This window comes from Streptomyces sp. MZ04 (assembly GCF_004684775.1).
GTDB lineage: Bacteria > Actinomycetota > Actinomycetes > Streptomycetales > Streptomycetaceae > Streptomyces.
This window is the reverse complement of record NZ_SRIC01000084.1, coordinates 1-12,580: the sequence shown is the minus strand read 5'-3', so window position 1 is coordinate 12,580 and position 12,580 is coordinate 1. Positions and strand designations below refer to the sequence as shown.

Below are 12,580 nucleotides of genomic sequence, written 5' to 3'. Positions count from 1 at the left end.
ATTAGTCGTTGATCGTGTCGTTCGCCTGGGCGGCGTCGTGCGTTTCCTTCTTGGCGTTCTCAAGAGACGTCAGGAAGTTCTTCAGCTGCGGCTTCAGCTTGTCCCATTCCTCCCGGAATCGGTTGGCGCGGCCGCCCTTCCAGAACTCCTCGCTGTTGCTCGTGCCCGTCGAAATGGCACGGATCAGGTCGTCGAGGTTACCGTGCTGCGTCTTGAAGGTTCCGGAAAGAGTCCGGAGCCTAGTTGTGTCTGCGCCCTTCAGGCCAGCATTGCCGCCGCCGCTCATGGCGTTCCTCCCCGCTTGTCGAATCGGACGAACCTTCCGTCCGCCCGAACCCGATGCTATCGCAACGCCCGCGCCGGCGTCATCCGTCCAGGACTCCCTTGCTCGACGCCCACGAGGCTCCCTATTCTTGGTTCGGATCAATCAACCTCGGAATCTGGTCAACGCAGTTGGACGCAATGCTGGAGGGGCAGTGGGAGGCAAAGACAAGGGCGCGGATGAAGAGCCCCAGGTAGATAACCCGTATAGGACCCGACTTGAGACATTGAAGACTCAACTCGTAGATGAGGTCAAAGAGTTGAAAAAGTGCCTGAAGGTCGCATCTCAAGACGTGGGGAAGGGCAAGGAAGGGAAGTCGTGGGTCGGCAAGACGGCCGACAAGTGGCACGACGAAATCGAGGGCAACCGCGGCCGCATGATCAGGGAGATCGACAAGCTGATTCCGGCGGTGCAGAAGACGATCAACGAACTGCCGGAGAAGGTCTCCGCGTCCGCGGCGAGGATGATGAACAAGGAAATGCAGTACATGTGATTCAGGGGTACTTCGGCAAGAGTGTGGAATGAACGGGGAGATTCATGGGAGAGCCTGCAGAAAAGGGCGGCAGCGGCAGCGACGGGGACGGATTCTCCGGCATTGATCCGGAACGCCTGGCCAAGACGATCCAGTCACTCGACAAGGATCAGGGCAAAATGATGACCAGCGTCGGCTGGATCAAGTCCAGCTTCGAACGCTACGGAGTCGGCGTCGAACCGCTGACCGAGCTGAAGTCCATCGCGGGCTGGGCCAATGAGCAGCTTCCCATGCTCAGACGTCGACACCACCTCTCCATTGCCGAGGACGAGAAGTACGGCCATGGCTACAAGGGCATGGTGCGGATCCAGGAAAGCATGGTCGGGCAGACCAAGCAGTCCCTGAAAGACGGCAAGGAGTTGGGCAAGAAGTTCAAGGAAGGTCTGAACGACGGGGACGACCCCACCCCTGAGATGTACGCGGATCTCCGCGCTCACAAAGGAGACGCGGACTATGTGAAGGCCTTCTACGACGAGCTCGGTCCGCAGCGGGTCGGGTGGCTGTCCACAGTAATGGGCGACCGCAACAATGACCGCTACAAGGACCACCCCGACGAGCGCGAAAAGGACCGTTCGGTCATCGCCGACACCTTTGGTACGTACACCAAGGTGGCTTTCGAGGGGAAGTCAGCCAAGGCGAAGCAGCAGGCGTGGAACAAGTGGTTCAGCGACTCATCGCTGGACGAGTACGAAGGTTTCAGGCCGGACCGTCTGACCCCCTTCCTCAAGGGCGGTTCGCAGGACAAGGACTTCCTTGTCGCCTTCGGTGACCGGGTGCTCGACAAGAAGAAGCAGGGCAAGACCGATGAGCTCCGCTTCTTCGGGAACAACCAGACGGGCGAAGGGGAGTGGGGCAAGGACAACTACCAGCAGCTCTTCGACGCCGTTTCGGAGAACCCTGAAGCCGCAGGCGAAGTCATGGATCACGACTACGACTTCGTGCAGCATTCCCTCTATGACACGGGCCCCTGGAAGGTGGACGAGCCGAAGGAGCGCGGCAAGGCCTTCTTCAACATGGTCAACGCCGCGACGGTGACGCTCAAGCAGACCAATCCGTCCCTGGCGGAGAAGAACACGGGCCGGATCCTCTTCGACAACTACCAGAACAGGAAGGGAAAGGACGGAAAGGGCCACCCCATCGAAGGGACCCAGGCCCTCTACGCGAGCATCCTCACCGCGTACTGGAAGGACCTCGAACACGGAGTCACCTCCCCGGCAGGGAACACGCTCTGGGGAAGCGACATCAAGGCCAAGGGCGAGGAGAAGTATGCGAAGACCACCAAGTGGAGCCTTCAGGACTTCATGAAGGGCCAGGACTCGGGCCGTCGCGGGCTTGAGGCGTCCGACGGCCTGTGGCGCGCCCTCATGGAGGAATCGGCGCGCGACCCCAAGGCGGCGGGCACACTGAGTGCCCTGTTCCAGCGGTACGACGAGAAGGCGCTCGACCACGCGTACTCGACGGAAAAGAGCACCGAGCACGCCGGCGCCTTCGACTCCATGAAGCGCGGAATGATGCAGGAGTTCTACCAGGAGTCCATGAAAACGGCGTCCGGTGAGATCGAGGGTGACATCGACAAGTGGGTCGAGGACACCAACAATTTCCGCGCGAAGATAATCGACACCGCCGGCGAAGTGGCCCTGGGCGCAACGGGCGGAGCGGGCGTGGCCGGTGCCAAGGGTGCGGCTGTGGGCGTCGCGTGGGGCCTGGGCTCGGGCGTTGCCACCGACCTGCTCAAGGACCTTGTGAAGGCCGATGCGGACGACGCGCCCAAGGGTCTCAAAGAGGCGTTCAAGGGAGTCAAGGAGAACACCGCGGACTTCTCCTGGCAGACCGACTACCAGAACAACGCGGACGCGGCCCGCGAGCACGACAAGATCAAGCCCGTCACGATCGAGAGCGACGGCAAGGACGGCAGCCCGAAGGGCACCAGGGAGTACACGGGCGACGTCAAGGATTACGCCAAGGGCGACGGCAACTTCCTGAACAAGAAGGGCGAGATCAAGGACATCGGCGATATGACCACCGCCGAGCACACGGCCTACAACAAATGGCTGCAGGACCCCGCCGTCGTCGCGGCGATCTGGCCGGAGTACTCGAGGGGCAGGAACGCACGGGACTACCCCGGGCAGGACTCGTAGCGCATGGCCGAGCCAGTGAATGACTGGGTCAGTGAATCGCTGAGCGTGGCAGACACGTCAACTGTGACCGAGATTGATGGGTGTGTGAGGAATGGGAAACGCAGACAGGGGCAGGAAATCCGCGGCGGCGGTCTCGGTCGCAGTCCTGTTGATGGCTGCTGCCGGGTGCGGCGACGACAAAGGGTCTGACTCGGCGGGCGCCGAACCCCTGACCCAGGCGAAGCTGTCAAGTGCCGCTCTGGGGCAGGGAGATGTGCAGGGTTACACGATTCGCGAAATATCGGCTAACGGCGGTGACTCGGTCAAGGCCGCCAGGAAGCCCTGCCAGCCCATCGTCAACGCGATATATCCCGAAGCCTCGGCCTATGACAAGCGGCTGGCAGGTCGGAGCATCAACAAGACGACAGAAGGTTCACAGAAGCCAACTGCGGCTTACCGGCTCGTGTTGTCGAGCGCCAAGTCGGAGTCGGCGGCCGAGCAGTCGGTGCAGGACCTCAAAAAGGCGATCTCCGCGTGCGGTTCGGGCTTCGAGACCAAGCCTTCCGGACTGATCTCGAAGATTCGCACCGTGTCCGAGAACAAGTCCGGCCTCGGTGACGACGGCGTGGACTTCTCGCTGGAATATCAAATCGACAGGAAGGTTCGCTACGTGGTGACGCAGAACGGCACCTCTCTGACGAGCATTTCGGCCGAGACTGAGTTCGCGCGAAAGTTCGTGCCCGTACCGCAGGAGATCCTGGACGCGCAGGAGAAGAAGCTGAACAAGGCGGCCGATGCGGCCAAGTGAACTGACGTCGGCCCCGCGTCAGTTCTTCTTGGGGAGGTGCACCCGGAGCACTGCGGTGTCCCAGTTCTCCGGGCTGCTCTTGTCTCCGCCGTCGGTGGTCACGGCAACGTACAGACTGTCCTTGGAGGTCGCGATGGCCTGCACTCCGGCGATGACGGGGGCCAGCTCTCCGTCGACCACGCGGCGGACAAGGTCTCCGCGCCCCGACTCGTTCAAGAGCTTCTTCTGGGAGTCGGATTCGACTCCCTGCCATCGGAATTCGCCCTCCAGAACGGGGGCGTGATCCTCGCCCTCATCGGAGTAGTAGACCTCGTCGCGGCTCGGGATGACGGCCAGGTCATCGCCTGGTTGGCCACCGGTACCGCTTTGGACCTGTGCGTCAAGAGCGCGCCCGACGGTGCCGAACGGTCCCTCGGGATCGCTGATCTTTCCGGGTGACCTGCCCGCGACGAACGGGTTGAGCGTGCCGTCCCGATTGATGCGCACGATGCCGGGGCCGGTGTTCCAATAGACGCCGTCCTTGGCGGCGGCGAGAGCTCCCGAGCGCGTGACGTCCGGAACAACGACGTCCTTCGCCTTTGTGCCGGCGCGGGGATCGACCCCGTTCCGCACGGCCGGGTTGGAGTGCTTCACCGACTCGCCGTCCTTGGCCGGACGGCCTGCCACGAGCTCGATCGACTTGCCGTCGAGCCGGTGCACGTAGGAGCCGTACGGTGGGGTTTGGATCAGCTGATCACCCACGTACACGGTGCCGTCCTTGTCGACGGTGACCCCGGTGACCGTGACGCCGCAGAAATCGCTGATCGAGGTGGCGGCAAGAGGGTTGGCCTTACCGCACGCGCGTCTCTCGATGACTTTGGTCGCCTTGCCCGCTGGGCTGACCTTCCACAGATCCTCCGCCGCCAGGTAGATGGATCCGTCGGGTGCCACGGCGGTCTGCGTCGCCTCGACCGAGTCCAGGCCGGAAACCTGAATCCGCTCGGCGGCGCCGGAAGGCTTCTTCCGCCACATGACCATCGTGTCGTTCTCTTCGGCGAAGAGATAGGTGACGTTGTCGGGCGTCACCGCGAGGCCGCCGAACTGTCCTTGGATTTCGAGCTGTTCGCCCTTTCCTACGGCGTTGTCCCCGCCACCGAGTACGAAGTCGACATTCAGTGGGAGCGGGTCGTCATCGGACGTAACGGCATAGATGCCGATTCCGGCGATCACGGCAATGGCCACGCCGCCGCCGAAGGCACTCTGGCGCCGCCGACGGGACCAAGAACTGAAGCCGCCCACAAGACTCCGCCTCTCTCCGCTCACACCTCAGGAACGGGCCGTTCGACGCACGATACGCAGCCCCACCGCGTCCCGCTGCTCCACACCGCTATCCGTTACGACATGGAGAGGAACAAAGACGACCATCCAGTAGAAGCCGAACAGCCAGCGTCCTGCGAGGCGTAGGAATCTCGGTCGGTCACCGTCCGAGGCCCGGACCACGCGCAGTCCGGTAAGCAGCTTTGCCAGGCTGGCCCGGGTGGCCAGGGTGAGGAGTACGTGGTTGAAGAAGGAAACCGCTACGGCCGTACCCGGCGCCGTCCCTCATGCTGCGGGTGATTGCGGCCGTAACTCCGTGATGCCGTCAACCATCTTGATTATAGGACCCGTCTTGAGACATTGAAGACTCAACTCGCAGATGAGGTAAAAGAGTTGAAAAAGTGCCTGAAGGTCGCATCTCAGGCGCAAAGTGGACTGAGTCCTGGTTGGCGGTACTTCGGTACTACTTCTCAGAGGACGGGAGTGCGGTCACGTAGGAGGTGCCACCAGCTGAGATGGTCACTCACTGCACTGCGCGTATATGTAGTTCGGCAAGGAAGGACCGTACTTCTGTTGCCGTTTGGCCCGGGGTTGGTCGGGTTCCGGATGTAACGACTGGCTGGGCGGTGACGGTGGCCACGTCGTTGCCCCAGACGCAACGTGAACTGGTCGTGTTCTTGACCGCGTATTTCACACAGCGGAGCTTTCCGCCGATGGACCCAGGGTCGTAGGTCTTCACTGCGCCAGAGTCGATGGGGGTGTTGAGAAGCGCGGAGATGACGTCGTCGTTCCCGCCCGGGTCAGAATCGTCGACGATCGGGTCGAGATCCAAAGTGATCATAAAGGATTTCACGCCGTCCGGATGCACGTATGTTGCATGCGCGGTCTCTATCGTTGGGTCGAGATTGTCTCCACCGTGGGTCGCGGTCCACAGAGATTCGTCATCTTTTCCTGCAAGCCGATACTCCCCGAACCGGGCCGGCATCGTCGCCGTTCGCTTGGTCGGCGGAGGCTTCTCTTCGTTCCCCGTTGCAACCCAAACAATGATCGACACGGCCCCTACCAAGGCGACCGCGGTGGCTCCTGCGATGACCCTGCGTCGCTTCCGAAGACGGCTCGATCTCTCCCTGGCGGCTGCCCAATCGATGGGCTGTCCCAGAGGCCGTGCATCAGGACCGGTTGACGCGCTCGCCTGCGCCATCTCGTCAGAGGGCTCCCCATCCTTTGTCATGTGGCGTTTCCTTGTGTGTTGAATGACGACTGCGCGTTGGACCGCTAGCCAAAGTCCACGTCAGGAACGGATCACTGACGCACGATACGCAGCCCCACCGCGTCCTGCTGTTCCACATCGCTATCCGTTGCCAGATGGATAGGAACGAACACGACCATCCAGTAGAAACCGAACAGCCACCGGCCGATGAGGCGGAAGAAGCCGGGGCGGCCGCCGTCGGAGGCGCGCACCACTCGCAGGCCCGCGATCAGCTTGCCGAGGCTGGTGCGGGTCGCGAACGTGAGCAGGACGTGGTTGAGGAAAGAGAGCCCGATGGCCGCGCCGGCTGCCGCCCCCCACACCGCCGGGGACTGCGGGCGCAGCTCGACGACCCCGTCTACCACCTTCACGCCGGCCGCGGTACCGGCCGTGAGGCCGCACAGCAGGGCGATGAGGGCGTCGACGACCGCGGCGGTGACGCGGCGCGCCTGTGTCGGTGCCGCATCGCGGGTGGACGTGCGTTGCTGGTTGGCCACGGCGCTGCTTTCCCCTACTTCTACTTCTCGACTTCTACTTCTCGGCTCCGGACTTCTTCTTCTCTTCCTCTTCCTTTTCCACGCGCTTGAGAGCCTTGTCTATCGCGGCGCGAGCGTTGGCCACGGCGTCCTTTATCTGCTTCTTGTGGCCGGCGTATTCGGTCCGGAACCGCTCGCTCTTGGGGCCTTTCCAGGTGTCCGTGCCGCAGAGGTTCTGGACGTTGTCGACGGAGCGCTCCAACTCATCCGCGTACTGCTTGAGTTTGCGTACGTCCTCACGGCAGTCGCTCTCTCGTGACATCGTGCCGCCTCTCTCAGTTCGGGGTGATCAGCTTGGTGATCATCTTGCGCAGCGTGTTCTTGCCGACGGGGCGTGCCTGGATGCCGGTGGCCGCATTCGGCTTCGCGACGTACACCGTCCACAGGGCCTTCTCGGTGGCGTACGTCGTGAGGAGCGGGCCGGGGGCATCGGCGAGGAGGACGGTCTGACCCACCACCAAGGCGTTGTTGATCGCCTCGCTGAGGTCGCGGCCGACGTTCTCCTGGCTGATCTGCTCGGGTGTGAGCAGCTGGACGCGGCCGTCCTTGTCGGCGACCTCGAAGGGGTCGACGAAGAGCAGCACCATGTCCGCCGCGTCCTTGGCGGAGCTGGCGAGCGTAAACATGTGAAGGCCGCCGGAGGTGACGCGCTCCACGAGGTAGAGGTCCTCACCGTGCACATAGACGAGCATGTGCGTGAGGCCGTTCGACGTGTGCTGCTCAACGGCCAGGGCCCGGGCGGCAGTTCGGCGGAGGGCAAGGGCGAGACTCACCTCGGGGGTGACCCGCATGTCGAGGTCCACGCCGGACGGAGTGTTGCCCGGGTCCTCTGTGCCGTCCGCGGCCGCCTCACCGGATGCGGAGTCCGCGGACGCCGCGCGGAGCACCGCGTCGAGTTCGTCGATGTTCGCGACGTCCACCGCCTCGCGCGCGACGAGGGACCGCAGCGCGGTGGCGTACACCCATTCCCGCTCCTGGCCGGAGAGTTCGGTGAGCCGCGGGGTCGGGGCGACACATTCCGTCAGCGAGTCGGGATCGAGGATGGCGATCTCTTCATCGGTGAGGCGCAGAAGAGGCTGCGTGCCTCCCTCGGCGAGCGCCTCGGCCAGGATTCCGCGGAACTCCTGGAGCTCCATGTCAATGTCAGGGCTTTGCATGATTGTGCGTCCGATGCTCGCTTACCAGAACTTATATTTGCTGATCGTGTTGGGGACTAGATTGGTGACCGCGCTCTTTGCCCCGTTGACGATCTCGGCGCCCTTGTCCTTGATTTTTCCACCCCATTCCTTGGTGGATTTCCAGGCTTGTTTGGCCCCGGACTTGATGTCGTCCCCCCACTTGTCCCAGGCCCAACTGCCAAGGAAGTAGGCCCCGGCGACACCGAGCGCGACCCAGCCTACGACGGGCACCGCGGCCGCGACGGCTGCCGATGCGCCGAGGGCGGTTGCCGCGCTCGCGCCGCCCAGGACGGCCACGGCGCCACCCGCCTCCACGAATCCCATGGTGCGGTCGGCCGCTCCGTAGGCACCCTTGTGCGTGGGGACGAACATCTCCTTCACGCCGTGCACGACACTCAGCGGCAGGAGGACGCGCTGCGCGAGCATGCTGGCCCCCGGCGCCTTGCTGAAGAGCTTCGCGGCGTAAGGGATCTTCAGGCGCATGGCGAAACGACGGACGCTCTGCTGCCACTTCCAGGGCTCCTTGTACCAGTTGCGGATCTTCTGGTCCTTGAGGAGCTCCTTCAGCAGTTCACCCCGCTTCGCCTTGATCCGGGCGTCCGACGAGCCGAAGTACTTGTTGAGTTCCCAGACGGCACGGGCGCCGGCGACGTTCTGGCCCTGCTGCCACCGGGCATAGAGATGCATCGAAGCTTCAATGGCCGTGGGGATCTTGAGGATCTTGAGAGGTGTCTTGATGTCCTTGAGGGTTCCCTCTTTGAACTCTTTCCACGTCTCAAGGGCCCCGGCGAGACTGGCAAAGGTGAGCACCGCCTCGGGGTCATCCTTGGCGATACCGAGACGGCGCCGGATGTCCTTGGCCTCGTCCGTTGCCCAGGACGCCTTCTTAGGGAAGTCGGAAACTCCCTCGGCCTTGGCGTCCCATTTAGCGAGAATGCCGCTGATCAAACCGCCCTGGATGGTGAGTGTTCCGCCCATGACATCCACGGCGGCAGCCAACTTCGGCCCCTGGACGTCATTAATTCCCTTGAATCCCATTATCGCGTTCCTCGGTGGTCATGTTCCTGCGGCGGGAATCGGCGGCTGGAATCGGCTGGCGGCGGCTGGCTTGAGCTGGGGGGCAAGTTCGGCTCCCATTTGGGCAAGGATTGTCTCCAAGGGGTCGACGATATCTGTGGGGTTGTTGGTTCCGCCAGCGTTAATATTGGGGCAAAGCGTCATATTCCGCGAGAACGTCGTCTTGCGTGATGTGAGGCACAACGTGAGGCACAACGTGAGGCACAACAGCCGGGCGCCACGCTGCCGTTCGCGGTCGAGAACTATCGTTGCCCCTATGTGGCAAGGACAGCAGCCGCCCGGCGGCGAGCAGAATCCGAAGGACGGGAACCCGTACCAGCAGCCGGGCTACCAAGCGCCGAATCCGTACCAGCAGCCGGGGTACCAGCAGCCGGGGTACCAGCAGTCCAACGCGTATCAGCAGCAAGGGCAGTGGGGCACGCCACCGACGATGCCGGGAGCGCCCCAGCAGCCCGGCGGTGGTGGCGGGACCGGAGGCGGCGGGAACAGGACCAAGGTGATCGCCATCGCGGCGGCCACCGCCGTGGTGGTGGCTGCGGGGGTCACCGGATTCCTCGTTCTGGGTGGCGACAAGGACGACAAGGACGCCTCCGCCGCCCCCCAGAAGTCTTCCGCCGGGAAACCCGGTCCAGAGGACTCCCCGTCGGATTCCTCGGGCAGCGACGACGCGCGTGGCACGGACAACGGTCCCAAGCCGACCGTCAAGGGCTGGCAGGTCGTTGTGAACCCCAAGCGCGGCACGGCCTTTGACGTACCCCCCGGCTGGGAGGTCAGGGCCGCGGACTCCGCGGTCGCATTCGAGGACGTCAAGACGGGGGAGCCGGTCATCACCATGTCGGCGCCCGCGTACTACAAGTCGAAGTGGTGCTCGTCCGACGACGACAAGGACGGCTCGAGCGAGGACAAGGCGCTTTCGGCCGTGGGCACCAAAGGCGCGAACGGCGCGAAGAACACCGACGACGTCGCGTTGAACACGGTCTGGTGGTGGGTCTACGGCGCTTACGCGCAGCCGGACAAGAAGACCCTGCACTACGACGAGAAGGCGAAGCCGTACACCACCAAATCGGGCGTCAAGGGCAGCATCGCGCGGGCCTGGTCCAAGAACGCGCCGCAGCGCTACAAGTGCGACTCGGACGGAAAGGCGATCACGTTCGGTTTCAAGAACTCCGAGGGTGAGTACGCCGCTTGGAGCCTCTACAGCGCCACGGACGTCAAGGAGGAAGTCCCGGACGCGACCATCATGAAGATCCTGAGCACGGTGCGTCTGTACGGGGATCCGTCGGATTCCTGAGTGGGGTGAATCGGGCTGAATGCCTGGTGCGACCGGTGAGTGTCGCACCAGGCCTTGAGCTCAGCGGTTGATGGACTGGATTTCCTCGACCGTGATGTCCTGGACCGCCTCGATCGTGCCGTTGGGCATGTTGACCGGTGCCGCCTGCCCCGTGCCCGTCCAGCTGATCTCCCAGGTGAGGGAGGCCTTGAGCGGGAACGTCCCGCCGCCCGAGGAGCGGCGGTAGATGATGCCGCAGGGCGGGGTCTCCTTGGACTTGCCCTTGGCGTAGGGCTCACCGATCTTGCCGTCGACGATGGGGCATTCGCCGTTGGCGGGGATGGTGGTGGCGTCCTTGGTGCCGGGGTTGAGCGTCAGGGACTTGGGGGTGGCGGTCGTCGTCGCCTGGAGGTTGAAGCCGGGGACGTTGATCTCCGCCGTCGCCTCGACCTCGTCGAAGGCGGCCTTGTCGAGCCAGGCCCACGTGGGCAGGTTCACCTTGGTGGTGGCCTCGGGCGCGAGGGTGACCTTGGTGCCCGGGAGCTCCATGTGCTGGTAGGCGAGGGCAGCCAGCATCTCGGGGGTGATGGCTTCTTCGTACTGGGGTGGCGCGGGCTCGCCGTTGTCGACCCAGAAGGGGAGGTCGGAGCAGGAAGTCCGCTTGAGGTAGTCCGGCTCGTTGGGATTCTCGACGCCCGCCCAGAACATCCCCTCGCCGTCCTTGTCGACGTTGTAGTCCTTGTAGCCGGGGGTGTCCGTCCAGCCGTAGTCGTCCTCGTAGTGGCGCTGGACCTCGCCTAGGGCGGTTCCCCCCGAGCCCAAGCCGGGGGTATTCATCTGTTCCTTGAGGTCCGCGGACATCTTCTTCTTGAAGTCCTTGGCGCCGAGGTAGGGGGCGTACCAGCAGGGTGGCGGGTCCCAGTTGACGTCGGCGGAGGCTACGTTGCCACTGCCGCCGTTCTTGGTGACGGCTCCTGAGTACTGGACCTTTGCGGCGGCGTAGATGCCGGTTTTGTCGCCGCCGCCCTCTTCCTTGGAGGAACCGTTGCCCGAACCGACCGGCTTGCCCGCGTAGGCGACTTCTGTGAGGACGAGGGCGCTGAGGGCCAGCGTCAGGGCTGCGGTGCTGAGGACCGTACGCCGCGATCTGTTCACTGGCACTTCTCCGCCTTCGTCTCGACGAACACCTTGGATGCCTGCCAAAGGCCCTTACCTGTAGGGTGCTTGACCATTATGATCTTGTAGTAGTCGAAGTCCGCGATGCTCTTCTTGGTCTTCAGGATCTTCTTGGTCTTGATCTCTTTGCCATAGAACTTGCTTGCGTCCGCGCAGAACGCCACTTCCGCCGAGTTGCCGTTCGCGGTGGACCGGGTGGTGGCCTGGTAGTGGCGCAGAGTGCCGGTGGCGGTCCAACCGCCGTCGATCCACTCGTTGATCTGTGTCTGCGCGTAGTGGAGCCCCTCGCCAGTGGAGTAGACGGTCACGGCCGCGTCTTTGGCCGTGCGCTTGTCGACGCCCCGGTAGATGGCCCGGAAGAAGTTGGCCGCGTCGTCCATCGCAGCCGCTTCGTTCTTGTCCTTCGGCTTGTCCCAGTTGAAGACCAGGTCCATGTCCTTGGGCAGCGTCAGATCCACGCCATCCGGCTTGTCCTCGGCCGGTGCTCCCGACGGCTCGGGTGACTTCTTCGACTTCTCCGAGCCCTGCTCGGCGCCGGCGATCTTGTCGTTGTCCTTGGAATTGCCGTCGTCCCCACTGCCGCAGGCCGTCAGAAGCAGGGCTGCGGTCGCGGCGAGCGCGGCGGTGACGGGCATGGTGCGGCGGTTCACAGTCGGCTCCCGGTGGGGCGAGGGGTGTCTCCAACAGGCGGACGTTATCCGTGGGGTTATTGGTTCCGCCAGGGTCGGATGTGGGACAAGTCACCGCATCTCGGTGGACTGTCATCGTGTCGTGACGCGAAGGGCACGGCAGCGGAAGACCCCGGCTGCCTTGGGGCTGCCGGGGTCGTGAGGCTCGGTGGGCGTGTTTGCCGGTGCTATCGGAGAGCGTCGCAGTGCGGGCAGGTGCAGGACGGATACGCCGACGTGTGGGGGAGAGGGTCGATGCGGCTTCCGGTCCACGTGTGGATTTCGCCCCGGTCCTCGGTCACCGCGCCTTCGGCGGTCACCCGGTAGACGCGGATCGTCATTCGGGAGGGG

Annotated in this window: 14 protein-coding genes; 4 read left to right on the top strand and 10 right to left on the bottom strand. The window is 63.8% G+C overall.

What is annotated here, in order from left to right; translation table 11 throughout:
- Position 1 precedes the first annotated feature (1 nt).
- Positions 2-286 (bottom strand): WXG100 family type VII secretion target, encoded by a 285-nt coding sequence (locus tag E2651_RS19265; protein ID WP_135332414.1) that lies wholly within the window; start codon positions 284-286, stop codon positions 2-4.
- A 190-nt stretch (positions 287-476) separates the two neighbouring features.
- Here E2651_RS19265 and E2651_RS19260 point away from each other — a divergent pair, with 190 nt between their 5' ends.
- From E2651_RS19260 to E2651_RS19250, 3 genes are all read left to right on the top strand, one after another.
- Positions 477-815 (top strand): hypothetical protein, encoded by a 339-nt coding sequence (locus tag E2651_RS19260; RefSeq protein ID WP_245239001.1) that lies wholly within the window; start codon positions 477-479, stop codon positions 813-815.
- Between the two features lie 44 nt (positions 816-859).
- Entirely contained in the window at positions 860-2,992 is a 2,133-nt protein-coding gene (locus E2651_RS19255) for a hypothetical protein (RefSeq protein WP_135332413.1), read from the top strand.
- A 91-nt stretch (positions 2,993-3,083) separates the two neighbouring features.
- Positions 3,084-3,779 (top strand): hypothetical protein, encoded by a 696-nt coding sequence (locus E2651_RS19250; protein WP_135332412.1) that lies wholly within the window; start codon positions 3,084-3,086, stop codon positions 3,777-3,779.
- A gap of 18 nt (positions 3,780-3,797) precedes the next feature.
- Here the strand turns inward: E2651_RS19250 and E2651_RS19245 are convergent, their stop codons facing one another.
- From E2651_RS19245 to E2651_RS19215, 7 genes are all read right to left on the bottom strand, one after another.
- Positions 3,798-5,000, bottom strand: coding sequence for a hypothetical protein (locus E2651_RS19245; RefSeq protein WP_135332411.1), 1,203 nt, complete (start codon positions 4,998-5,000; stop codon positions 3,798-3,800).
- Positions 5,001-5,084: 84 nt separating this feature from the next.
- Complete coding sequence (locus E2651_RS45355; RefSeq protein ID WP_348541652.1) at positions 5,085-5,285, bottom strand: hypothetical protein; 201 nt, start codon at positions 5,283-5,285, stop codon at positions 5,085-5,087.
- A 313-nt stretch (positions 5,286-5,598) separates the two neighbouring features.
- On the bottom strand, positions 5,599-6,129 hold the full coding sequence (locus E2651_RS19235) for a hypothetical protein (protein ID WP_135332410.1): 531 nt from the start codon (positions 6,127-6,129) through the stop codon (positions 5,599-5,601).
- Between the two features lie 248 nt (positions 6,130-6,377).
- Positions 6,378-6,821, bottom strand: a complete 444-nt coding sequence (locus tag E2651_RS19230; RefSeq protein WP_135332409.1) for an RDD family protein — start codon at positions 6,819-6,821, stop codon at positions 6,378-6,380.
- Between the two features lie 34 nt (positions 6,822-6,855).
- On the bottom strand, positions 6,856-7,122 hold the full coding sequence (locus E2651_RS19225) for a hypothetical protein (RefSeq protein ID WP_135332408.1): 267 nt from the start codon (positions 7,120-7,122) through the stop codon (positions 6,856-6,858).
- A gap of 13 nt (positions 7,123-7,135) precedes the next feature.
- Positions 7,136-8,017, bottom strand: a complete 882-nt coding sequence (locus tag E2651_RS19220; protein ID WP_135332407.1) for a hypothetical protein — start codon at positions 8,015-8,017, stop codon at positions 7,136-7,138.
- Between the two features lie 21 nt (positions 8,018-8,038).
- The gene (locus tag E2651_RS19215) at positions 8,039-9,076 is read right to left on the bottom strand and encodes a hypothetical protein (RefSeq protein WP_135332406.1); all 1,038 of its coding nucleotides are present in this window, start codon (positions 9,074-9,076) and stop codon (positions 8,039-8,041) included.
- 295 nt (positions 9,077-9,371) lie between these two features.
- On the opposite strand from E2651_RS19215, the gene E2651_RS19210 reads away from it, so the two are divergent.
- On the top strand, positions 9,372-10,406 hold the full coding sequence (locus E2651_RS19210; RefSeq protein ID WP_135332405.1) for a hypothetical protein: 1,035 nt from the start codon (positions 9,372-9,374) through the stop codon (positions 10,404-10,406).
- A gap of 60 nt (positions 10,407-10,466) precedes the next feature.
- Here the strand turns inward: E2651_RS19210 and E2651_RS19205 are convergent, their stop codons facing one another.
- The gene (locus tag E2651_RS19205; RefSeq protein ID WP_245238999.1) at positions 10,467-11,540 is read right to left on the bottom strand and encodes a hypothetical protein; all 1,074 of its coding nucleotides are present in this window, start codon (positions 11,538-11,540) and stop codon (positions 10,467-10,469) included.
- The gene (locus E2651_RS19200; RefSeq protein WP_135332403.1) at positions 11,537-12,211 is read right to left on the bottom strand and encodes a hypothetical protein; all 675 of its coding nucleotides are present in this window, start codon (positions 12,209-12,211) and stop codon (positions 11,537-11,539) included. Before E2651_RS19200 ends, E2651_RS19205 begins: the two co-directional genes overlap by 4 nt.
- Positions 12,212-12,580 lie beyond the last annotated feature (369 nt).